The organism is Pseudarthrobacter phenanthrenivorans (genome assembly GCF_036455295.1).
Taxonomy (GTDB): domain Bacteria; phylum Actinomycetota; class Actinomycetes; order Actinomycetales; family Micrococcaceae; genus Arthrobacter; species Arthrobacter phenanthrenivorans_C.
Genome location: NZ_JAYXNX010000010.1, coordinates 131,195 through 152,399 on the forward strand (window position 1 = coordinate 131,195; position 21,205 = coordinate 152,399).

Consider the following 21,205-nt stretch of genomic DNA (forward strand, 5'->3'; position numbering starts at 1 on the left):
CCGGTGGGTAACGGTGGGCGTCAGGCGGCGTCGCCCAGGATGGGGCCAAACCGGGCGCGGTCAGCCAGCCTGGCGTCCTCGCGGTCCGGAACAACCATGACCGGGCCCTTCGCGTGGTGGAGCACGCCATCAGACGTTGAGCCCAGGAGCATGCCGGTGAAGCCGCCGCGGCCGCGGGTGCCCACTACAACCAGTTCAACGTGCCGGCTTTCCTCGACCAGCACGTCAACGGGGGATCCATCCTTGAGTTCGTAGCCGGCCTGCAGATGCGGGTAGTGGCTGCGCAGCCAGGACATGCCTGCGTCAAGGGTGACCCGGATGTCGTCAAACAGGGCCTTGCGGTCCATGGGTGCGGGAACCCAGGCAAGGGAGCCGCTGTATTGGGGAACGGCGCAGACTATGCGGAGGGAAGCACCCAGGCGTTCCGCCTGGTCTGCGGCTTCCAGGACCGCGACGCGCGCCTGCTCGGAACCATCAACGCCGACCACCACCACGTTCTCCACCGGCCGGTGCCCGGATTTGGCCTGCTCAGCCTTGACGCGGCGGTCCTCAATGGTCTCGCCCAGGCGGTCCGAACAGAACAGCGGGACTGTCACCGTGGGGCATTTGGCGTGGGCGGGCAGGGCACTGCTGACCGATCCCAGGAGCCGGCCCACAAAACCGCCCCTGCCCCGGGTGCCCACCACCAGCAGCTCGGCGGTTTCGGAGATTTCCAGCAGGACTCCGGCGGCGTCACCGTTCTCCACGGATGAGGTGACCTCGACGTCGTACCCGGAAACCTTCTCAAGGGCCTGCCTGGCGATTGCTTCGGCCCCCTCGCGGATGACGGAGTCATCCACCGTGGCGTAACCCCCGTCCAGGCCGGAGGCGGCGAAGATCGGCACTGAATAGGCGGTGACGATATGGAGCGGCCGACGGCGGCGCTGGGCTTCGCGGGCGGCCCACACCAGGGCGCACTGGCCGTGGTCCGAGCCGTCCACGCCCACCACGATGCCGTGGGGAGCGGAAGAGGCACTGCCACCGTCCCGGGCCGGATCCGGATGCAACTCTCGTGAGCCCATGGGGGCCGCCTCCTCGCGATACGCCTGATGTTGCGGCTATTCTGCCAGAAAACGGACCGTTCCCCGCGCACTCGCGGCACCGGCGCTGCCGGCAGGAAAGGACCGTTCCCGTTTCCCACTATTCTCCGCGCCCCACGCCTTAGCAAGCCTGCCCAGAAGGGGATAGCGAAACGTTATCCACAGCCTTTCCACAGCAATGAGGAAGGCGTCTTGACGCCACCCGGGATGTTTTCCTGATGGGGCTATCCACCGCCGCATTTGTTCTGTAGTCTTCAGGACATTGTTGGTCCGGGACGCCAACTGCAACTTCCTGCCAGAACGGTCCCGGCCATGCTCTGCGTCCGTACTTTGGGGGTATCGGGACCGCGCGCCGGCGAGGACGCCGGCAACCGCCGAAAGCTTCAAGGGAGGGAAACTGTAGTGTCAAGCATGCCTGGGGATGCCGGGACCGAACAGACCACCACTGTCATCATTGGCACGGGACTGTCCGGGCTGGCCGTGGCCGCGGAATTGCGCCGCCACGGGGTGGAGTCCATTGTGGTGGACGGCCTGGACATCCTTGGTACCGGCCATCCCGCCAATACGTCCTCGCTGCAGCGCTGTGACGCGGCGGACAGCGACACCCTCCGGGAACGGAACGAAATCCTGCGGCACCTGCGCAATTACGCGGCAAGCCACAGCGTGGACGTCCGGAACAGCACGCGCGCCGTCCAGCTCACCATGCTTGAAGGACCTGAAGGGGGCACCGCACCGCAATGGCAGGTGCACACGCCCACAGGAATCCTGGTGGCCGACCACATTGTGCTGACCCGCTGCGCCCACAGCCAGTTGCGCCGCATGCTCAATGATTTCGGCATCGCCGTTGGGCGCAATGTGGCAGCAGCGATGCGGGCCATCGGCATCTACCTGGTGGGCGTGGGCGAGCTGATCACGCCCTCGCCAAAGGAAGTGCTGCGCCAGGCCAAGACCGTGGGCCAGGCCATCTCCGCCAAGGTCAATCCGGACAGCGGGCAATTGTCAGCCGGCCCGCGCTCCAACAGCTCTTTCCCGGCATCGGGCGGCTTTGCGGTGCTGACCTGCTGAGGATCTTCCCGCAACCTGCCGGGCCTCCTCCATCGGGCCCGGCCTGCCGGACCTTCGTCCGGTCCTGCCTGCGGGCCTACTCCCGGCCCTTCTCCCCCACGTCCCCGTCATCCCCGTCGTCGGTCAGGCGGCGCCGGGCCATCACGCCAAGGGCCACCAAAAGCCCCACGGCGACAACTGCGAAAATCACGATGCTCCATTGGAAGGGCTCCCCTGCGCCGGCAGGTTCGGACGGCTCCTCCGTCACCCCAGGCTTCGCGGTTCCCATTCCCGGAACGGCGCCGGCCGTCGTCGGAACCCCCGTTGCCGGCGTTCCGGAGGGGGCAGCGCCCGGCTGGACAGCACCGGCGGCGACCGTAAAGGTGAACGTTCCCTCAATGGGGTGCGAGTCGGAGCCGGCCACGCGCCAAGCCACCGTGTACATGCCGGCGGGGCCACCGGACCGCAGCTTTTGCCTGGCCACGTTGTCGACGATCTCGACCGGCCCGTCAGCCCATTCGGTGCCGCCGGCATCCTTGACCGAGAATGACGAACCAATGCCCAGCGGCTTGTCGCTGAAGGTCACGGAGACGTCATTCGGCGGTGCCGCCAGCGAAGCCCCCTGCGCAGGGCTGGTGGACTCCGCAGTATCGTGGGCGGACGCCGGGCCGGCCAGGCCCAGTATTGCGGCGGCAAGGACAAGGAAACCGAGCGCCAGGCTCAGCAACTTGGGGCGGACTGGGCGCATGTTTGGGCTGCTCCTTGTGTTGGCTTCCTTACAGACTAGGCGAATTTGGCGGCCCGCCCGGGGCCGCACCATTAGGATGCAGGTATCCCCACACACTCCCCCGGAGGACTAATGCTTAAGCAAGGCTCTGCCCTGGACCGGTATTTCAGGGTCACCGAGCGCGGTTCCAACCTTTCCCGCGAGATCCGCGGCGGTTTCGCCACGTTCTTCGCCATGAGCTACATCGTGGTGCTGAACCCCCTGATCCTGTCCGGGCCGGACTCCAACGGCACGACGCTCGGCTTCCCGGCCGTGGCAGCCGTGACCGCACTTGTGGCAGGCATCCTGACCATCCTCATGGGAGCGTGGGGACGGCATCCCTTCGCATTGGCGACCGGCCTGGGTGTGAACGCGTTCGTCGCCGTCACCGTGGCCACCAACCCCGGGCTTACATGGCCGGACATGATGGGCCTGGTGGTGCTCTCCGGCGTGACCATGCTGATCCTGGTCCTCACGGGTTTCCGCACCGCCGTTTTCAAGGCCGTGCCGGAGGGGCTCAAGACCGCCATCGTGGTGGGCATCGGCCTGTTCATCGCCTTGATCGGCCTGGTCAATGCCGGGTTCGTCCGCCGTATCCCGGACGTCGCCGGCACCACCGTGCCCGTTGGCCTGGGCTTCGAAGGCAAGCTCCTGGGCTGGCCCACCGCCGTCTTCGTCTTCGGCCTGATCCTGACCATCGCCCTGGTGGTCCGGAAGGTCAAGGGCGCCATCCTGATCGGCATCATCACGTCCACGGTGCTCGCCGTGATCCTTGAGATGACCCTGCACATCGGGCCCAGCTTCGACGGCAAGAACTTCAACCCGCAGGGCTGGTCCCTGGTGGCGCCCGCGTTCTCCGGCTGGGCCGCCCCGGACCTTTCCCTGATTGGCAAAGCCAACCCGTTCGGCGCCTTCGGTCACCTTGGGTTTGTCGCTGCCACGCTGCTGGCTTTCGTCATCCTGCTCAGCATTTTCTTCGACGCCATGGGCACCATGGTGGGCCTGGCCAACGAGGCCGGAACGGTGGATGAGCACGGCAACATCCCCGACGTCGACCGTGTGCTCCAGGTGGACGCCCTCGGCGCGATCATCGGCGGCGGCGCCTCCGTGTCCTCCAACCAGATCTACGTTGAAGCCGGCGCGGGCATCGGTGAAGGTGCCCGGACCGGCGTCGCCTCCATCGTCACCGGCCTGCTGTTCCTGGTGGCCATGTTCTTCACCCCGCTGATCAACCTGGTGCCCTTCGAGGCCGTGGCCCCGGCCCTGGTGGTGGTGGGCTTCATGATGGTGTCCCAGGTGGGCAAGATCGACTGGCAGGACTGGGGCATTGCCATCCCGGCGTTCCTGACCTTCGCCCTGATGCCGTTCACCTACTCGATCGCGAACGGCCTCGGTGCCGGCTTCATCAGCTTCGTCATCATCCGGACCGTCCAGGGCCGCGCCAAAGAGATCCACCCCCTCATGTGGGCCGTGGCCGCCGCGTTCCTGCTGTTCTTCTCCATCGGAACCATCGAGGCCGCACTGGGCATGAAGTAACCCCTGCACGCGGAAAGGGCTGGTGCGGCGTCTGCCGCACCAGCCCTTCCGTTTACCCCGGGAGTTTGCATGGCCTGCGCCTAGACCGGGGTGTTCGGCGCGAGTCCTTCGTCCCCGGACACCGCCAGGGCTTTCCGTTGCCGCAGCCGGTCCAGCCGGTTCATCAGCGGGGACGTGGTGGCCCCGTGGATCACGATGGACAGTGCCACCACCAGCCCGATGAAGGACCAGAGCCAGCGCCCCTGGTCAACAAAGTGCCCTTCGCCCAGCACAAAGGCAAGGTAGTAGAGGGAACCGATGCCGCGGATGCCGAAGAAGGACAGGGCGATCCGTTCACGCGGGCCAGTCTTGCCGCCCAGCAGGCCAAGCCAGCCCGCGAGCGGCCGGACCACCAGCAGGAAGGCCAGGGCCACCAGCACCTCGGCAGGCCCGATCCCGGCCAGCAACCCGCGGGCGATGGCACCGCCCAGCAGGACCAGGATCACGACGGTCAGGAGCCGTTCCAGCTGCTCCACGTAGGAGTGCAGCACACGGTGGTAGCCATGGGTGCGCTCCGCCGCCCGGATGGTCACGGCACAGACGAACACGGCAATGAACCCGTAGCCCTCCACCATGTCGGTCAGCCCGTAGGCCAGGAACGTTGCCGCCAGGGCCACGAAACCTTCGGAGTGGTTGGACAGCCTCAGGCTGTCCGCACGTGCGGAGAAGAACAGCATGGCGAGCAGTTTCCCCGTCAGGAAGCCCACCAGGAGTCCTACGGCCAACCGCCACACCACATCGAACCCAAACCACTCACCGAACCAGGCGGACGGGTCTGCCCCCGCGATGCTGATGGCAATGGCCAGGTACACGAACGGGAAAGCGAGCCCGTCGTTGAGGCCTGCCTCCGAGGTGAGGCCAAAGCGGACCTCGTCCTCCTTGTCGGCGCGGTCGTCCTGGTCCGCGGGCTCGCCCACCTGGACCTCGGACGCCAGGACGGGGTCCGTGGGGGCAAGGCTGGCGGCCACCAGCAGCGCCGCGCCCAGTCCCAGGCCAAGGAACCACATTCCCAGCAGTGTCAGGCCGAGGATGCACAACGGCATGGCAATCCCCAGGAGCCGCCATGTGGTGGACCAGCGCTTGCGCCCTACCGGCCGGTCCAGCGCGAGCCCTGCACCCATCAGCGAAATGATCACACAGACCTCGGCGAGGTGCATGACGAAGTTGCTGTGCTCCACCGGGTTGGGGTCAGGCAGCGAGGGGATCAACGCGAACGCACCAATCCCGGCGCCCAGGAAAACCATGGGCATGGAGAAGGGCATGTCACGCAGCAGCTTGGGCAGCACTGCGGCAATAAAGACGGCAAGGCCGGCCGCGGCAAAGAGGATGTCCGGGGCTTCAAACATAGGGCAGTTCTCCAGCCTGGGTTGGGGCGTGGGTCCGGGGCAGCGCGCCTCGCTGCTGCGGCGCGGACTTGGTCCCACCCTATCCCCTGCCCCTCCCGGCGGGACCTGCCCCCTCCCACGTTCTTGGATTCCGGACAGCACGACGGCGGCGCTGCTGGTTTTCGTGTCCGGCATGCGGTGAGCTTGAGGCATGTCCTTCCAGCTCCCCGCCGTTGATGTCCCGCCCCAGCCCTGGAGCGGAAGGTTCGACGGCGACGGGCCCGCCCACCGCCGCTGGTGGCAGGCGGTGGACATCAACAGTGCGCCGGGACCGGCCGGGGTGGAAGCGGCACCGGACGGGGAACCAGCCACACCAGCTGCCCGTAAGCCCGCAGCCCTGCTGGGATTCGCCAGCGATGAGGGCGTGCGCCGGAACAAGGGCCGCATCGGTGCCGCCGCTGCACCGGCAGCCCTCCGGAAAGCCCTCGCCCCGCTGGCATTCCATCTGGAGCGCACCGTGGCAGATGTTGGCGACGTGGTGGTGTCAGGCGGGGATCTGGAAGCCGGGCAGGAACGGCTTGGCCCGGCGCTGGCCGCCCTGCTGGACACCGGCCACCAGACAGTTGTGCTGGGCGGCGGCCACGAAACCGCCTATGCAAGCTACCTTGGCGTCAGTGCCTCGTCGCCTGTCCAAAGCGGACAGCGCCTCGGTGTCCTGAACCTTGACGCGCACTTTGACCTCCGTGACGAGCCCGTGGCCAGCTCGGGAACTCCGTTCCTGCAAATGGCCTGCGCGGAAGCGGACGCGGGGCGCGAATTCCGCTACGCCGTCGTCGGCATTTCGGAGCCGAACAACACCCGGGTCCTGTTCGACACCGCGGAGAAGCTGGGCGTCCGGTACCTGCTGGACGAGGACTGCGAAGCGGACCGGGTCCGGGACTTCGTGGCATCCTTCCTGGCGGACATCGACGTCCTGTACCTGACCATCGACCTCGATGTGCTGCCTGCCGCGGTGGCGCCCGGGGTCAGCGCGCCGGCGGCATACGGGGTGCCGCTGCCCGTCATTTCGGCCGTGTGCCGGCAGGTGGCGCGGAGCGGGAAGCTGCTGCACGTGGACGTGGCGGAACTGAACCCTGAATTCGACATTGACGGCCGCACTGCCAAAACCGCCGCCCGGCTGGTTGACGCGCTGCTGCGCTGACCCGCGGGGCCGTATTGAACCGAGTCAGGCCTTCAGCACGTAGCGCCGCTCCGGCCGTCCCACGCCATACTTGAGCCGGACGTCCAGGGTGCCCTCGTCATGCAGGTATTCCAGGTAGCGGCGCGCGCTGACCCGGGACGTGCCCAGTTCCTCGGCCATTTCTGCCGCGGAAACATCCCCGGCTGCAGCATTCAGCGCAGCCTCCACCAGCCGCAGCGTCTCGATGCTGCAGCCCTTGGGCAATGGGCGTTCGGCGCGGTCCAGGCCGAACACCCTGTTGACATCCGACTGTTCAGCCACATCTTTGGACGCGTCAAGGCTCTGGTAGGCGCTGCGGTAATGCTCCAGCCGCTCCTGAAGGTCGGTCTGCGAAAACGGCTTGATCAGGTAGTGGACAATGCCGCCCCGCAGGGCCTTCCGCACGGTTTCGACCTCGCGGGCGGCGCTGATCACCAGCACGTCCAGTTCCGGTGCCACACCCCGCAGGCGCTGCATCAGGTCCAGGCCGTTGATGTCCGGCAGGTGGATGTCCAGCAGCACCAGGTCCGGCTGCAGGCGCTGCGTCTCCACAACGGCCTGCGCTCCGGTGTGTGCCGCGCCCACCACCGTGAAGCCGGGGGTGCGCTGGATGAAGCCTGCATGCACCTTGGCCACCATGAAGTCGTCATCGACGATCAGGACCTTGATCATGGCTGGGTTTTTCCTCGTTTCAGCACAGCAGTAAAGACAGCCCCATTATCGTTGGCCACCGTCAGGTTCCCGCCACTGCGGCGGCACACTGCCCGGGACAGCGCCAGGCCAAAGCCGCGGCTGCCGGCCGGCCCGGGTTCCTTGGTGGTGAAGCCTTGGCGGAAGATGTGGTCGGTGGATCCGCCGGGAACGCCCGGGCCGTTGTCCCGCACGGTGACCACCACGTTTCCCCCTGCCCTGCCGTCAACCCGCACCCGGACCGCTGCGTGGGAAAGCCCGGTGACGGCGTCGAACGCGTTGTCCACCAGGTTTCCCACCACCGTGGTGAGGTCCCGGGACAATGCATCATCGGCTTTGTCCAGCATGGAGGCGGGGTCCAGCTGCAGGGCCGCGCCACGTTCGGCGGCAAGGCTGGACTTGGCGATCAGGAGGGCCGCGAGCGCGGGATCCTTGATGCGGCCGGTCACCTCATCGTTGAGCCGGGTGCGGTCCACAGTGGCGCCGTTGACGAACTGGACCACGGAATCGTATTCGCCGATCTGGATCAGGCCGGAGATCACGTGCAGCTGGTTGGCGAACTCGTGGGCCTGCGCCCGGAGGGTGTCCGTGGCGGTGCGGGTGGTGCCCAGCTCGTGTTCCAGTTCCGAAAGCTCGGTGCGGTCGCGGAGCGTGGTTACGGAGCCGATCGCCTTGCCACGGGACTGGATGGGAACGCGGTTCATCACCACCAGCCGGTCCCCCACGAGGACCAGCCGGTCCGGGTCGGGCTGTTCGCGGGTGAGGACCTCCTTCAGGGCGGGTTCGACGGCGAGGCCCGCCACGCGCTTGCCCACACAGTCACCCGGGAGGCCGAGGAGGGCGCGGGCACTGTGGTTGGCCACCGTGATCCTCTCGTTCAGGTCCAGGGCGACCACGCCCTCCTTGAGGCCGTGCAGCATTGCCTCCCGGTTCTCCACCAGGCTGGTGATTTCACTCGGCTCCATGCCCAGGGTCTGGCGCTTGACGCGCCGCGAGAGCAGGAGGGAGCCGGCGACACCCAGGACACTTGCCACGCCCAGGTAGGTGAGGAGGTTGGGGACGGCGTCGCCCAGCCGTTCAAGCACCGTTGGGTAACTGCGGCTGATCGAGGCGATTCCGATCATGCGCCCGGTGTCATCCAGGACGGGGACGTGCGCCGACAACAGCGGGGCGGGGGTTCCGCCCACCACTCCGGTCCAGGCCCGGCCTTCCATCACCCTGCTGTCACCGAGCTCCAGCGGCTCACCCAGCAGGCTGGGGTCCGAGGACGCCACAACTGTGCGGTCCACCTTCGCCAGGGCTACCCGCGACGAGCCCGAGACAATGCGCACCGACTCGGCCACTGCAGGCAGCACCGCGCCGCCGCGTGCCTGGGACTCAGGGAGAAGTTCGCGCACCACGGGATTACCGCCGAGGGCTTCTGCCGCGGACAGCGCCCGCCTGCCTTCGATCCGTTCGAAGGCCGCCGCGGACTGGGCCAGCGAAATGGCCACCACCCCCACCAGGACGGCCAGGACGATGAGCAACTGCAGCAGAAGGTACTGCCCGGCAAGGGACATTCCTCGTCGTCGAGTCACAATGGTCTTCCTGGTATCGGGAGGCGGGCAGGCGGGTTGTCCGGCGCGGTTGATTGGCCGTTTGGCATGTGTGGGAGCAGGGAGCAGGCCGGGGGTGGGTACCGGGAACTATATCCCAAAGCCCCCGACAGGGCCGCCGTGGGGTTTCGGAAACGTGAACGCAATGAACACAACTTTCTCTGCGTACACAAGAGTGATCGCCGTCACGGCCGCCCCTAGCATCGGAACCACAAGGCACCGGAACGGCAAGCCATCCGGTGCTGACCAGATTTGTTTTGAGAGAAGAGGAACACATGCGCCAGATCCGCGCATTGCGCGTTGCCGCCGTTGCTGCCGGCATCGCCCTGATGGCCACCGGCTGCGGTGCCACCGGCAAGAGCTCCACCGGTTCGGAAAGCACCGGCGCCGCCGCCGGGCCCATCACCGGGCTGCAGATTATGGTCCCCAACTCCCCTGGTGGCGGCTACGACACCACTGCCCGGGCCGCTGCAAAGGTCCTGGATGATGCGAAAATCTCCACCAACACCGAGGTCTTCAACCTGGCCGGTGCCGGCGGCACCGTGGGACTGGCCCGGATTGTCAACGAAAAAGGCAACGGCGACCTGGCCATGCTCATGGGACTGGGGGTGGTGGGCGCCAGCTACACCAACAAATCCGAGTCCAAGCTGACCTCCACCACCCCGTTGGCCCGCCTCATCGAGGAACCCGGCGCCATCATGGTGGGCAAGGATTCGCCCTACAAAACCATCGATGACCTGGTGAAGGCCTGGAAGGCCGACCCCGGTTCCATCGCCGTCGGCGGCGGGTCCTCCCCCGGCGGCCCTGACCACCTGCTGCCCATGCAGCTTGCCGGCGCCGTGGGCATCGACGCCACCAAGGTCAACTACGTTGCCTACGACGGAGGCGGCGACCTGCTGCCCGCGATCCTTGGCAACAAGCTGGGCTTCGCCGCCTCCGGCGCCGGCGAATACCTGAAGCAGATCGAATCCGGCGAAGTCCGCGTGCTGGCCACCAGCGGCGACAAGCGGCTGGACGGCGTGGATGCGCCAACCCTGAAGGAATCCAACATCGACCTGGTCTTCACCAACTGGCGCGGCGTGGTGGCCCCTCCGGGAATCAGCGACAAGGACAAGGCCTCCCTGATCGCAGCCCTGGAAAAGATGCACGGCACGGATGGCTGGAAGGAAGCGCTGAAAACGCACAGCTGGACTGATGCCTTCATCACCGGCGACCAGTTCAAGACTTTCCTCACCGAGCAGGACAAGCGGGTTGCCGACGTCCTCACCAAGCTTGGGCTGGCGTGACGCCGCTGGCCACAGGTCTTAAAGGCCGCTCCGAGCTGGGAGTCGCACTCCTGCTCGGGGCGGCCGGCGTCGTCGTCTTCCTGGACGCCAACGGCCTGGTAACCCCATATTCGAAGTCCGATCCCGTGGGACCCAAAACCGTTCCGTTCATCGTGGCCGGAATGCTGGTGGCCTGCGCGGTCCTGCTGGCCATCAACGTGCTGCGGGGCGGCAAAGGCGAAGCGGAGGGCGGCGAGGACGTCGACCTCACCCACCCGGCGGACTGGAAGACGGTCCTGCCCCTGGCGGGAGCATTCGTTGCCAACATCCTGCTTATTGACTGGGCCGGCTGGGTGATCTCCGGGACCGTCCTGTTCTGGGGCAGCGTCCTGGCACTCGGCAGCCGCCGCTATGTCCGGGACGGACTGATCTCCGTGGCGCTGTCCCTGCTGACCTTCTACGGCTTCTACCTCGGCCTGGGCATTGCGCTGCCGGCAGGCCTCCTGGAAGGAATCCTTTAATGGACGTCTGGTCCTCCCTGATGGACGGCTTCGCCACCGCCCTCACCCCCATGAATTTCCTCTACGCCGTGATCGGCGTGATCCTGGGAACCGCCGTCGGCGTCCTCCCGGGCCTCGGGCCGGCCATGACCGTAGCCCTGCTGCTTCCCGTCACCTATGCCCTGGAACCCACCAGCGCGTTCATCATGTTCGCCGGCATCTACTACGGCGGCATGTACGGCGGTTCCACCACCTCCATCCTGCTCAACACCCCGGGCGAATCGTCATCGGTGGTCACCGCCATTGAAGGCAACAAGATGGCCAAGGCGGGCCGGGCGGCGCAGGCGCTTGCGACGGCGGCCATCGGCTCATTCGTGGCCGGCACCATTGGCACGGCGCTGCTGGCGGTCTGTGCACCGATCGTCGTTAAGTTCGCCGTGAGCCTGGGCGCGCCCAGCTACTTCGCCATCATGGTGCTGGCCCTCCTGGCCGTCACCGCCGTACTGGGATCCTCCCGGCTGCGCGGGTTCGCTTCCCTGAGCCTCGGCCTCGCCATCGGCCTGGTGGGAATGGACTCGGTCACCGGCCAGCGCCGGCTGACGTTCGGCCAGCCGCTCCTGGCGGACGGCCTGGACATCGTGGTGGTGGCCGTCGCCATCTTCGCCGTCGGCGAGGCCCTGTGGGTAGCCGCGCACCTGCGCCGCACCCCGCTGCATGCCATTCCCGTGGGCCAGCCGTGGATGGGCAGGTCCGACTGGAAGCGTTCCTGGAAGCCGTGGCTGCGCGGTACCGCTTTCGGGTTCCCGTTCGGCGCCCTGCCGGCCGGTGGCGCCGAGATCCCCACGTTCCTGTCGTACGTGACGGAGAAGCGCCTCAGCAAGCACCCCGAAGAGTTCGGCAAGGGTGCCATCGAAGGCGTGGCCGGCCCGGAAGCAGCCAACAACGCCGCGGCCGCTGGCACGCTGACCCCCATGCTGGCGCTGGGCCTGCCCACGAACGCCACTGCAGCAGTGATGCTGGCGGCCTTCACCTCCTACGGAATCCAGCCGGGCCCCCAGCTCTTCGAAAGCCAGGGCCCCCTGGTCTGGGCCCTGATTGCCAGCCTCTTCATCGGCAACCTGCTGCTCCTGATCATCAACCTCCCGCTGGCGCCCCTTTGGGCAAAACTGCTGCAACTGCCCCGCCCGTACCTGTACGCCGGCATCCTGTTCTTCGCCACGCTGGGGGCCTACTCGGTTAACCTGCAGGCGTTCGACCTGGTGATCCTGCTGATCCTCGGCGCGCTCGGGTTCATGATGCGGCGCTTCGGGTTGCCCGTACTCCCGCTGGTCCTCGGCGTGATCCTGGGTCCGCGCATTGAAGGGCAGCTCCGCAAGACCCTGCAGCTGAGCGCGGGTGATCCGGCAGGGCTCCTGGGCGAGCCGATCGCCGTCGGCATCTACGTCATCATTGCCGTTATCCTGCTCTGGCCCTTTGCCTTCAAGCTGATCCGGCGCAACACTCCGGTTGCTGCTGCCAGCGGAGCGGCTCTTGCCACGGACGCCGATGATGCGGTCCACTCGAACCACAATGCCGTCTATTCCGACCATAAGGAGCAACCATGACCGTCGTTGTGGGATACGTCCCCACCCCTGAAGGCGAAGCTGCCTTGAGCCAGGCCATCACCGAAGCCCGGAAGAACAACAGCAAGCTGGTCCTGATCAACTCCTCCAAGGGCGAGGCAGCGGTGGATACCCGGTTCGCGCCCGAAGGCGGGATCCAGGACATCGAACGCCGGCTGGCCGGCGAGGGCATCCAATACCTGATCAAGCGTCCGGTCCGGGGCCACGACGCCGCCGCCGAAGTCCTGGACGCCGCCGAGGAGCACAAGGCCGAACTCATTGTGATTGGACTGCGCCGCCGCACACCGGTGGGCAAGCTGATCATGGGAAGCACGTCGCAGCGCATCCTGCTGGAAGCTGACTGCCCGGTCCTCGCCGTCAAGGCAGGCTAGGCCGAGCCGGCTAAACCGTAACGGCTGCCGGCGTCCGGAACAATTCCTGGCGCTGGCGGCCCAGTCCTTCCACCTCCACCTCCATAACGTCGCCGGGCTGGAGGTACGGGAAACGTCCGCTGAGGGCCACGCCCTGCGGCGTACCCGTGAGGATCACGTCGCCGGGCTCCAGCCGCATGTACTGGCTGCAGTGGTGGACCAGGGTGGCGGCGTCAAAGATCAGTTCCGCAGATGTGGAGTCCTGCCGCGGCTCACCGTTGACCCAGCTGCGCAGCCGCACGTTGCCGCCGTCGATCTCCCCTGCCGGAACCAGCCATGGGCCCAGGGGTGTCGAGCCGGGCAGCGACTTGCCCTTGGTCCACTGGCCAGCCGCTCCGGGCAGCTGGTACTCACGTTCGGAGAGGTCATTGGCTGTGACGTAACCGGCGATGCAGTCCGCGGCCTCCTCCGCGGAGCCGAGGTAGCTGGCCTCCCGGCCGATCACGATGCCCAGCTCAACTTCCCAGTCGTACTGGGAGGAGCGGGGCGGGAGGGGAGCCGGGTCATAGGGGCCGGTGACCGTGTTGGTGGGCTTAAGGAAGACCACGGGGACCGTGGGCGGGGCCGCACCGGATTCCGCGGCATGGGCGGCATAGTTCATGCCGATGCCCACCACGGAACCCGGGCGGGCCACCGGTGGTCCGACACGAAGCTCGGCCGCCCCCTCAAGGACCGGCAGTTCCTCCGCTTCGAGGGCCTTCCGGACCTTGTCCAGGCCGCCCGACGCAAGAAATTCGCCATCCACATCAGCAGTAAGCGGCAGCAGGCTGAAATACCGGCCGGTGCCGTCCGTTGAGGACTCCAGCACGGCCGGCTGTTCGCGGCCGCTTTCGCCCAGGCGCATGATCTTCATACGAACTCTCCTTCAGCTGTATCGACAGAACCGTGACCCTGCCGGGCCCCGCTTCCATGGTCGTCGATTGCCCCGGGACCCAGCGAACAAACGCATTGTGACCGCCGCCAAGAGCCGAATATAGGGCGGACATCTGACATATATACCGGGCAGAAGTTAGAATAACGAAGCCATACTGGCACGAAACACAGAAAGTTCAGTACATGACTACAGCCACATTGGAGCGGGTCCCCGCCGCAGCCGGGCAGACGGAAGGACCGGCACTGCGGTCCATCAACCTGGAGTTCTCCAGCGCAAGCGAGGTCCACGCCGGACTGGAAGAGGCCGTCGCCGAACTGATTGAGGTCGCGGCCAAGGACGCCGCCTGCGGCATCCTGGTTACCCGGCTGCACCCGGGACGCTACACGGTAGCCCTTGACCAATCAGTACCCTTCGGCGAGACCTACGAGTCCATCGCCGCCTGACACCCGCGAAACCGCCGGCGCGTCCCGCGTGTCCCCGCACCCGGCACCGGCAACAAAAATCCCCGCAGGCCATTGGCACTGCGGGGATTTTTTGGCTTCCGGCGGGGCTACCCGCGGCGAACCTGCACGCCGTCAGACTTGAGGAAAAGTTCCTTCTCCGCCGGGCCTGACGGTCCGGCCGGCACCAGCCAGAGGACATTGCCGCTCTGCGATACCTCTTCCACTTCCCCGGCTGCCACCACATGCGCATGCTTGATGATCTCGACGCGGTCTCCGGCCTGGAGGGATTTCCAGTTGGATACCGCGGCGGAATGGGCATTGCGCCTCGACAGGACTGCCCCACGTGCTTTCATTTGAACTTCTACCCCTTTGTATCGTTCTGCCGCCACAGCTTCTTTGATGTGACTTTCACTACACCTTCAGTTCTACTACACTCCCGGCGCCGCGGTGGGCCGCGGCGCCGGAAATTCCGCCCTTCGGACAGAAGCGGTGCAGGCGCTGAAGATTCTTCGGTTTCAGGCGAGCGGCCCGACGGCGGATTCCGCCGCGCGAAGCACCTCACCTGAGGCGACCAGCCGGTCAGCCGCTTCCAGTTCCGGGGACAGGAAGCGATCGGTTCCCGGTCCCTCCACCACCGCCCGCAGGGCAGCCACAACGGCGGAGCCTGCCGGTCCCGGCGTTAGCACGCCACCCGACAGTTGCGTGCGGATATCCAGTGCACGCGCCGACGTCACCAGTTCGATGGCCAGGACGCGGCGGAGGTTCTCCACGGCCTTGCGGAGCTTCCGCGCCGCATGCCAGCCCATGGACACGTGGTCCTCCTGCATGGCTGAGCTCGGGATGGAATCCACGGACGCCGGAACGGCGAGCCGCTTGTTGTCGGACACCAGGCCCGCCTGCGTGTACTGCGCAATCATCAGGCCGGAATCCACCCCCGGATCCGCTGCGAGGAACGCCGGCAGTCCGTGGGAACGGGCAGGGTCCAGCATCCGGTCCGTCCGGCGTTCCGCGATGGAGCTGAGGTCGGCCACGGCGATGGCCAGGTAATCCAGGACATAAGCCACCGGCGCGCCGTGGAAATTGCCGTTGGAGCTGACACGGCCGTCCGGGAGGACGACGGGGTTGTCGATGGCAGCCGCCAGCTCCCTGGTTGCCACCAGTTCCGCATGGTCAACGGTGTCGCGGACGGCACCGGCGACCTGCGGGGCGCAGCGCAGCGAATAGGCGTCCTGCACCCGGGAGTCCCCCACCTTGTGCGAGGCGACGATCGGGGAGTCCGAGAGCACCCTCAGCATGTTGTCCGCGCTGGCCGCCTGGCCGGGGTGCGGCCGGAGGGCGGCGTGCAGCTCGGGCAGGAACACCTGGTCGGTGCCCAGCAACGCTTCGACGCTGAGCGCCGCGGTGATGTCCGCCGTCGACAGTAGCTGGCGAAGATCCGCGATGGCCATCAGGAGCATGCCCAGCATGCCCTCAGTGCCGTTGACCAGCGCCAGCCCTTCTTTCTCGGCGAGGGTGACCGGCTCGATGCCGTGTTCTGCCAGCAGCTCAGCGACAGGTGACTCCCCACGGCCGCCGTACGTGACGCCGTCGGGCCCTTCCGCTTCTCCCTCACCCATGAGGACCAGGGCGCAATGTGAGAGTGGGGCAAGGTCGCCGGAGCAGCCCAGCGAGCCGAATTCGCGGACCCTGGGGGTGATGCCGGCATTGAGGACGTCCACCATGGTCTGCAGGACCACGGGGCGGACGCCGGTGCGGCCGGAGGCCAGGGTCTTGGCGCGGAGGAACATGATGCCGCGGACCACTTCGCGTTCCACGGCCGGGCCCATGCCGGCGGCGTGGCTGCGGATCAGCGACTTCTGCAGCTGGGTGCGCAGCTCATTGGGGATATGGCGGTTGGCCAGGGCACCAAAGCCGGTGGAGATGCCGTAGGCGGGGGTGTCGCTGGAGGCGAGGTCGTCGATGTGGGCGCGGACCTTGGCGACGGTTTCCAGGGCTTCGGGCGCGATGGCCACCTTCGCATCATGGCGCGCGACGGCGAGCACATCCTGGGGCGTGACGCCGACGGACCCGAGGGTGACGGTGAGCGGTTCGTGGGTAATGGCTGTCATTGAAATTCCTTGAAGAGGTCCCATCGACTGCTCCGTAACTGTCGTTTTAGGGACTCTAAACGACCGTGACGGAGCAATCGCTGGGGGTTTGGCGTGGTGAGCGGACGTCGGTTACTGGTTTTCCTGCATGGGGATGCGGACGCCACGCTCCCGGGCGACGTCGAGTGCCCGCTCGTAGCCGGCGTCGGCGTGGCGGATGACGCCCATGCCGGGGTCGTTGGTGAGGAGGCGCTCGAGTTTCTGCGCGGCGAGGTCCGTGCCGTCGGCGACGGAGACCTGGCCGGCGTGGATGGAGCGGCCGATGCCGACGCCGCCGCCGTGGTGCAGGGACACCCAGGTGGCACCGGAGGCGGTGTTGAGAAGGGCGTTCAGCATGGGCCAGTCGGCGATGGCGTCCGAGCCGTCAGCCATGGCTTCCGTCTCGCGGTACGGGGAGGCGACAGAGCCGGAGTCCAGGTGGTCGCGGCCGATCACGATGGGCGCCTTGACCTTGCCTTCCTTGACGAGCTGGTTGAAGAGCAGCCCTGCTTTGGCGCGTTCGCCGTAGCCCAGCCAGCAGATGCGGGCCGGCAGGCCTTCGAACTCCACGCGGTCCTGGGCGGCGTCGATCCAGCGGTGCAGGTGCTTGTTCTCGGGGAAGAGCTCCTTGATCGCTTCATCGGTGACGCGGATGTCTTCGGGATCGCCGGAGAGGGCCACCCAGCGGAAGGGACCAAGCCCCTCGCAGAACAGCGGCCGGATGTAGGCGGGAACGAAGCCGGGGAATTCGAAGGCACGGGTGTAGCCGCCCTTGCGGGCTTCGTCGCGGATGGAGTTGCCGTAATCGAACACCTCGGCGCCGGCATCCTGGAATTCGACCATGGCCTGGACGTGCCGTGCCATGGAGGCCTGGGCCTTCTTGGTGAAGCCCTCCGGGTCCGCTTCAGCCTCGCGGTGCCACTCGTCCACGGAGATACCCTCGGGAAGGTAGGACAGGGGGTCGTGGGCGGAGGTCTGATCGGTGACGATGTCGACGGTGAGCTCGCCGGCCTTGTGGCGGCGCAGGATCTCAGGGAAGACCTCGGCGGCGTTGCCCACGTAGCCCACGGACCAGCCGCGGCGCTCCTCCTTGGCCTTGAGGACCTTGGCGATTGCGGCGTCGAGGTCTGTTTCCACTTCGTCCAGGTAGCGCTTGCCGGCACGGCGGCGCAGGCGCGACTCGTCGACGTCGACGATCAGGCAGGCGCCCTCGTTCAGGGTGACGGCGAGCGGCTGGGCGCCGCCCATGCCGCCGCAGCCGCCGGTGAGGGTCAGGGTGCCGGCGAGGGTGCCGTTTTCGTCGCCGGTCAGCTTGCGGGCGATAGCGGCGAACGTTTCGAAGGTGCCCTGCAGGATGCCCTGGGTGCCGATGTAGATCCACGAGCCGGCGGTCATCTGGCCGTACATCATCAGGCCCTCAGCCTCGAGGCGGCGGAACTCGGGCCACGTGGCCCAGTCGCCGACCAGGTTGGAGTTGGCGAGGAGAACGCGGGGGGCCCACTCGTTGGTGCGGAAGACGCCAACCGGTTTGCCTGACTGGACCAGGAGGGTTTCGTCCTTTTCCATGGTTTCCAGGGTGCGGGTGATGGCGTCGAACGCCGCCCAGGAGCGGACGGCGCGGCCGGTGCCGCCATAGACCACGAGGTCATCGGGGCGTTCGGCGACTTCGGGGTCCAGGTTATTCATCAGCATGCGCAGGGGCGCTTCGGTCTGCCAGGACTTGGCGGTGAGCTCGATGCCGCGGGCTGCTTTGACCGGGCGGGCACCGGTGGTGAAATCGGCGGGTGCCATGATGGGCTCCTTCTGGTGATTGTCTGGTGGAGGAAAGAACTTCTGTATCAACTAAAGCCCCTGAGGCACGGCCTTTACAGGGCTTTCCGCGCTGTTGTGTCCGGTATTCCAGACGACCCCTGGCGCCTATTTGACGGGGCGTCCGTGAATGCGGACGGAGAGTTCATCGGCCACCTTCTGGACCCGGGCGGCCAGCACCGGCCACTCCTCCGCCGGCAGCTTGTCCTCCAGGAAGGTGACCGCGACGGCGGCGGTAGGCCAGCCCAGATGGTCGGTGACAGCGGCGGCAATGGAGCCAAAGCCGGGGGTTACTTCCCCGTGTTCCGTGGCGTATCCGCGCTGGCGGACCTGGTCCAGGTGCGAGGACAGGGCCGAGTACTTCATGATGGCCCCCTCCACCTCATGCCGGGCGGTGAAGGCCGCGGCGTTCGGGTATAGCGCGCGGACTTGGGATTTGGGCAGGGCGGCCAGGATGGCGCGGCCGCTGGCAGTGAGGTGGCTGGGAAGGCGGACGCCGACGTCGGTCACCAGGGACGGCCGGTTCTTGGCCCGCTCCTCCACGATGTAGAGCACGTCGCGCCCATGCAGGACGGCAAGATGTGCGCTCTCGCCAATAGCGTCTACAAGGCTCGCAAGCAGGGGGCGGCCGAGTCGGGACAAGGGTTCCTGCCGGGAATATGCGGAACTGAGCTCGAAGGCGCTGATGCCCAGCCCGTACCGCTGTTCCTCATGCAGGTGGAGGACAAAGCCATTGGCCTCCATCACCCCCAGCAGGTGATAGACGCTTGACCGCGGCAGATCCAGGCTGGAGGCGATCTGCGATGCCGCCATGGGTCCCCTGCGCGAAGCGAGCAGCTTGAGGATGCGCAGGGTATTTTCCGCGGCGGGAACTTTCGACGACGGCTTGGCGGACGCCCGGGGCGCCTGGGCTTCGGCCTCTGGTGCTGCGGGGCCCCGCGTCGCGGTGCCCCGTGTTGCGGCGCTTAGTGCAGTGCTCATGGAGTGAAAGGATCTTTCTGCGTGGCTCTGTCCGGTATCCCGTACTTAAGCTTGCGCCTTCATTGCCATCTTCCGTGCGTGGTTTAGGACTCTTTTCGTCTGGCATCCCAGACACCACCTCACCGGCTGCTGCCCTATGAATCCCCGCCACGACGAATCACCGCCGGGTGGAATCACCCCCGTGTGGCGAATGATGCTGCGAGGAATTCGTCCCAGAGGGGGTCGTCGGGTGGGATGTCGTCGAGGTCGAGGTATCTGTCATTGTCTGGTTCCCAGGGCGGGAGGTCTGCCAGGCCTGCTTCGGGACAGTGGATATTGAGGCAGGGCACGTCGTTGCAGGTGACATCCGGACGTTCGGCGTTGAGGCCCTGGGCCTGCGGAGACTGCAGTCCAGCGGGCAGGAGCCATTGCGGCCAGTGGGGTGGTTGGGGGTCGGGGTGTTCGGGTTGGTAGTGCCGTCCGGTGGGTGAGGTCCAGCCGGGTGGGTCTTTCGTGGTGGCTGGATCCGGTGTCCAGGTGCTGTGGTGTTTGAGTCGGTGGTGTTTGGGACAGAGTTGGGCGAGGTTGCTGACGTTCGTGCTGCCGCCGTGGTGCCAGGCCTGCAGGTGGTCGGTGTCGTTGTCGGGAGTGTGGTTGCTGCAGCCGGGGAAGGTGCATTTGGTGTCGCGCATCCGGATCCAGCGTTTGATGGTTTCGGGGAGCCGGTAGTTTGTCCGTCCGATCTCCAGTGGTGCCCCGTCGCGGGGGTCGATCAGGACCCGGTAGAACGACTCCGCCCCGTCCGCGACGAGTTTCCGGGCCATGGAGGCCGGGATCGGGCCGAAACCGTCCAGCGTGGAGGGTTCATCGGTAAGGCCGAGCAGGGAGAACACCGGCACGGTGACCAGGACATCGGCCCGCGGGGTGGGTACTTTGCTGAACTCGGTGGCAGTTCCGGCGCCGAGCAGGAGGGATGCTGCGATGTCGGGGCGGAGCTGGGTCAGTGTTCTGTCCTCTGCCGGGTTTTGCAGTCCGCGGGCGGTGGCGGTGATGCGGTTCCAGATGGCGCAGGCAGTGTCGCCGGGGAGGTAGAGGGAGAGCCAGGCCATGCCGTCCCGGTCGGGGGTGTATTCCATGCGCCGGTCAGCGGCGCCTTTGGCGTGGCGTTTCCCGATGGAGTCGGGGTGGTGCCGTTCCCGCCAGGCACTGACTTTGGCCCTGAACCGTGAGGGGACGAGCTCACCGGGGGCGGCGCCCCGGGCGGGGGTGGGCGCGTCGGGGTCGAAGAAATGCGCCACCAACGCAGCCGCCCCGGTCGGGTCGAGGCCCTCGGTCTCATCCGCAACGACGCGGGCGTGCTGCCAGGACATCGCACCGGCGGACAGCGCCTGGAACACCAGTGGCAGGGAACAGACCCGCCGTGACTGCTCCACCAACGCCCCCGCAGCGGCAGAGCTGACGGTCAGGACCCCGGCGATCTCCTCCACGACGGACATCTCCACGTAGGTACGGTCCTGCACGGAGGCATCCGGCGCGGTCATAACCCGCTGCAACCCCATGCACTCCGCCACATCCCGCGCCTTCACGGCCGCGAGCTGCGCCTCCAACCGGCCAACAACCTCCAACCGCCCCAGACACAACTCATACCGCCGCTGCAGCACGTCGATGTCTCCAACCGCAGCACTCAGCGCAGGATGTTCGAGATTCCGGTCCTCAAGAACCAGCGCATCAAGGGCAGCAACAGAGGCACAAACACCCTCCAACACCACCCCGAAACCACCGCTGATTCCCACACCCACATCATCCAACGACCCACTGACATTCAAGCTGGGGTCACTTGACCGGGCTGCAGGCCACGTGCCGCCAAGGCCCCCCACAGCGCACAGTGCAACCCAGGGCGCCG

The 21,205-nt window shown here is 66.8% G+C and carries 19 protein-coding genes; 8 read left to right on the forward strand and 11 right to left on the reverse strand.

Annotated features, from left to right (window positions below):
- Positions 1–20: 20 nt before the first annotated feature.
- Positions 21–1,061: a universal stress protein gene (locus tag VXJ37_RS14445; protein WP_331323720.1), complete on the reverse strand. Its 1,041-nt coding sequence runs from the start codon at positions 1,059–1,061 to the stop codon at positions 21–23.
- Between the two features lie 429 nt (positions 1,062–1,490).
- Here VXJ37_RS14445 and VXJ37_RS14450 point away from each other — a divergent pair, with 429 nt between their 5' ends.
- Positions 1,491–2,144: an NAD(P)-binding protein gene (locus VXJ37_RS14450; protein ID WP_331323763.1), complete on the forward strand. Its 654-nt coding sequence runs from the start codon at positions 1,491–1,493 to the stop codon at positions 2,142–2,144.
- 76 nt (positions 2,145–2,220) lie between these two features.
- On the opposite strand, the gene VXJ37_RS14455 is transcribed toward VXJ37_RS14450, so the two are convergent.
- Positions 2,221–2,871, reverse strand: a complete 651-nt coding sequence (locus VXJ37_RS14455) for a copper resistance CopC family protein (RefSeq protein ID WP_331323721.1) — start codon at positions 2,869–2,871, stop codon at positions 2,221–2,223.
- 111 nt (positions 2,872–2,982) lie between these two features.
- Here VXJ37_RS14455 and VXJ37_RS14460 point away from each other — a divergent pair, with 111 nt between their 5' ends.
- Positions 2,983–4,425: an NCS2 family permease gene (locus VXJ37_RS14460; RefSeq protein WP_331323722.1), complete on the forward strand. Its 1,443-nt coding sequence runs from the start codon at positions 2,983–2,985 to the stop codon at positions 4,423–4,425.
- Positions 4,426–4,505: 80 nt separating this feature from the next.
- On the opposite strand, the gene VXJ37_RS14465 is transcribed toward VXJ37_RS14460, so the two are convergent.
- Entirely contained in the window at positions 4,506–5,810 is a 1,305-nt protein-coding gene (locus VXJ37_RS14465) for a cation:proton antiporter (RefSeq protein ID WP_331323723.1), read from the reverse strand.
- 190 nt (positions 5,811–6,000) lie between these two features.
- Between VXJ37_RS14465 and hutG the strand changes: the two genes are divergently transcribed.
- Positions 6,001–6,990 (forward strand): formimidoylglutamase, encoded by a 990-nt coding sequence (hutG, locus tag VXJ37_RS14470; RefSeq protein ID WP_331323724.1) that lies wholly within the window; start codon positions 6,001–6,003, stop codon positions 6,988–6,990.
- Positions 6,991–7,014: 24 nt separating this feature from the next.
- Here the strand turns inward: hutG and VXJ37_RS14475 are convergent, their stop codons facing one another.
- Together VXJ37_RS14475 and VXJ37_RS14480 are read right to left on the reverse strand one after the other, a co-directional pair.
- On the reverse strand, positions 7,015–7,680 hold the full coding sequence (locus tag VXJ37_RS14475) for a response regulator (RefSeq protein WP_331323725.1): 666 nt from the start codon (positions 7,678–7,680) through the stop codon (positions 7,015–7,017).
- Complete coding sequence (locus tag VXJ37_RS14480; RefSeq protein ID WP_331323764.1) at positions 7,677–9,257, reverse strand: sensor histidine kinase; 1,581 nt, start codon at positions 9,255–9,257, stop codon at positions 7,677–7,679. Before VXJ37_RS14480 ends, VXJ37_RS14475 begins: the two co-directional genes overlap by 4 nt.
- Positions 9,258–9,568: 311 nt before the next feature.
- On the opposite strand from VXJ37_RS14480, the gene VXJ37_RS14485 reads away from it, so the two are divergent.
- From VXJ37_RS14485 to VXJ37_RS14500, 4 genes are read left to right on the forward strand one after another with little or no spacing between them, the layout of a single operon-like run.
- Entirely contained in the window at positions 9,569–10,579 is a 1,011-nt protein-coding gene (locus VXJ37_RS14485; protein WP_331323726.1) for a Bug family tripartite tricarboxylate transporter substrate binding protein, read from the forward strand.
- On the forward strand, positions 10,576–11,079 hold the full coding sequence (locus VXJ37_RS14490; protein WP_331323727.1) for a tripartite tricarboxylate transporter TctB family protein: 504 nt from the start codon (positions 10,576–10,578) through the stop codon (positions 11,077–11,079). The genes VXJ37_RS14485 and VXJ37_RS14490 overlap by 4 nt, the downstream gene beginning before the upstream one ends.
- Positions 11,079–12,662, forward strand: coding sequence for a tripartite tricarboxylate transporter permease (locus VXJ37_RS14495; RefSeq protein ID WP_331323728.1), 1,584 nt, complete (start codon positions 11,079–11,081; stop codon positions 12,660–12,662). The genes VXJ37_RS14490 and VXJ37_RS14495 overlap by 1 nt, the downstream gene beginning before the upstream one ends.
- Positions 12,659–13,051 (forward strand): universal stress protein, encoded by a 393-nt coding sequence (locus VXJ37_RS14500; RefSeq protein WP_331323729.1) that lies wholly within the window; start codon positions 12,659–12,661, stop codon positions 13,049–13,051. Before VXJ37_RS14495 ends, VXJ37_RS14500 begins: the two co-directional genes overlap by 4 nt.
- Positions 13,052–13,061: 10 nt before the next feature.
- On the opposite strand, the gene VXJ37_RS14505 is transcribed toward VXJ37_RS14500, so the two are convergent.
- A complete protein-coding gene (locus tag VXJ37_RS14505; protein WP_331323730.1) occupies positions 13,062–13,943 on the reverse strand; it encodes a fumarylacetoacetate hydrolase family protein in 882 nt (293 codons plus the stop codon).
- A 203-nt stretch (positions 13,944–14,146) separates the two neighbouring features.
- On the opposite strand from VXJ37_RS14505, the gene VXJ37_RS14510 reads away from it, so the two are divergent.
- A complete protein-coding gene (locus tag VXJ37_RS14510) occupies positions 14,147–14,407 on the forward strand; it encodes a hypothetical protein (RefSeq protein ID WP_331323731.1) in 261 nt (86 codons plus the stop codon).
- 107 nt (positions 14,408–14,514) lie between these two features.
- On the opposite strand, the gene VXJ37_RS14515 is transcribed toward VXJ37_RS14510, so the two are convergent.
- The 5 genes from VXJ37_RS14515 to VXJ37_RS14535 form a co-directional block, all read right to left on the reverse strand.
- Positions 14,515–14,760, reverse strand: coding sequence for a hypothetical protein (locus VXJ37_RS14515; protein ID WP_159633722.1), 246 nt, complete (start codon positions 14,758–14,760; stop codon positions 14,515–14,517).
- A gap of 162 nt (positions 14,761–14,922) precedes the next feature.
- Complete coding sequence (hutH, locus tag VXJ37_RS14520) at positions 14,923–16,515, reverse strand: histidine ammonia-lyase (protein ID WP_331323732.1); 1,593 nt, start codon at positions 16,513–16,515, stop codon at positions 14,923–14,925.
- A gap of 111 nt (positions 16,516–16,626) precedes the next feature.
- On the reverse strand, positions 16,627–18,324 hold the full coding sequence (gene hutU, locus VXJ37_RS14525; protein ID WP_331323733.1) for a urocanate hydratase: 1,698 nt from the start codon (positions 18,322–18,324) through the stop codon (positions 16,627–16,629).
- A 126-nt stretch (positions 18,325–18,450) separates the two neighbouring features.
- The gene (locus VXJ37_RS14530) at positions 18,451–19,323 is read right to left on the reverse strand and encodes an IclR family transcriptional regulator (protein WP_331323734.1); all 873 of its coding nucleotides are present in this window, start codon (positions 19,321–19,323) and stop codon (positions 18,451–18,453) included.
- A 173-nt stretch (positions 19,324–19,496) separates the two neighbouring features.
- Positions 19,497–21,065 (reverse strand): DUF222 domain-containing protein, encoded by a 1,569-nt coding sequence (locus VXJ37_RS14535; RefSeq protein WP_440589816.1) that lies wholly within the window; start codon positions 21,063–21,065, stop codon positions 19,497–19,499.
- Between the last annotated feature and the right edge of the window lie 140 nt (positions 21,066–21,205).

What these genes read in the sequence shown, in the direction of transcription:
- VXJ37_RS14465 (WP_331323723.1), bottom strand. Translation starts at nt 5,810, where the DNA reads ATGTTTGAAGCCCCGGACATCCTCTTTGCCGCGGCCGGCCTTGCCGTC.
- VXJ37_RS14445 (WP_331323720.1), bottom strand. Translation starts at nt 1,061, where the DNA reads ATGGGCTCACGAGAGTTGCATCCGGATCCGGCCCGGGACGGTGGCAGT.
- VXJ37_RS14500 (WP_331323729.1), top strand. Translation starts at nt 12,659, where the DNA reads ATGACCGTCGTTGTGGGATACGTCCCCACCCCTGAAGGCGAAGCTGCC.
- VXJ37_RS14450 (WP_331323763.1), top strand. Translation starts at nt 1,491, where the DNA reads ATGCCTGGGGATGCCGGGACCGAACAGACCACCACTGTCATCATTGGC.
- hutH (WP_331323732.1), bottom strand. Translation starts at nt 16,515, where the DNA reads ATGACAGCCATTACCCACGAACCGCTCACCGTCACCCTCGGGTCCGTC.
- VXJ37_RS14505 (WP_331323730.1), bottom strand. Translation starts at nt 13,943, where the DNA reads ATGAAGATCATGCGCCTGGGCGAAAGCGGCCGCGAACAGCCGGCCGTG.
- VXJ37_RS14515 (WP_159633722.1), bottom strand. Translation starts at nt 14,760, where the DNA reads ATGAAAGCACGTGGGGCAGTCCTGTCGAGGCGCAATGCCCATTCCGCC.
- VXJ37_RS14455 (WP_331323721.1), bottom strand. Translation starts at nt 2,871, where the DNA reads ATGCGCCCAGTCCGCCCCAAGTTGCTGAGCCTGGCGCTCGGTTTCCTT.
- VXJ37_RS14480 (WP_331323764.1), bottom strand. Translation starts at nt 9,257, where the DNA reads ATGTCCCTTGCCGGGCAGTACCTTCTGCTGCAGTTGCTCATCGTCCTG.
- VXJ37_RS14495 (WP_331323728.1), top strand. Translation starts at nt 11,079, where the DNA reads ATGGACGTCTGGTCCTCCCTGATGGACGGCTTCGCCACCGCCCTCACC.
- VXJ37_RS14485 (WP_331323726.1), top strand. Translation starts at nt 9,569, where the DNA reads ATGCGCCAGATCCGCGCATTGCGCGTTGCCGCCGTTGCTGCCGGCATC.
- VXJ37_RS14510 (WP_331323731.1), top strand. Translation starts at nt 14,147, where the DNA reads ATGACTACAGCCACATTGGAGCGGGTCCCCGCCGCAGCCGGGCAGACG.
- hutG (WP_331323724.1), top strand. Translation starts at nt 6,001, where the DNA reads ATGTCCTTCCAGCTCCCCGCCGTTGATGTCCCGCCCCAGCCCTGGAGC.
- hutU (WP_331323733.1), bottom strand. Translation starts at nt 18,324, where the DNA reads ATGGCACCCGCCGATTTCACCACCGGTGCCCGCCCGGTCAAAGCAGCC.
- VXJ37_RS14530 (WP_331323734.1), bottom strand. Translation starts at nt 19,323, where the DNA reads ATGAGCACTGCACTAAGCGCCGCAACACGGGGCACCGCGACGCGGGGC.
- VXJ37_RS14475 (WP_331323725.1), bottom strand. Translation starts at nt 7,680, where the DNA reads ATGATCAAGGTCCTGATCGTCGATGACGACTTCATGGTGGCCAAGGTG.
- VXJ37_RS14460 (WP_331323722.1), top strand. Translation starts at nt 2,983, where the DNA reads ATGCTTAAGCAAGGCTCTGCCCTGGACCGGTATTTCAGGGTCACCGAG.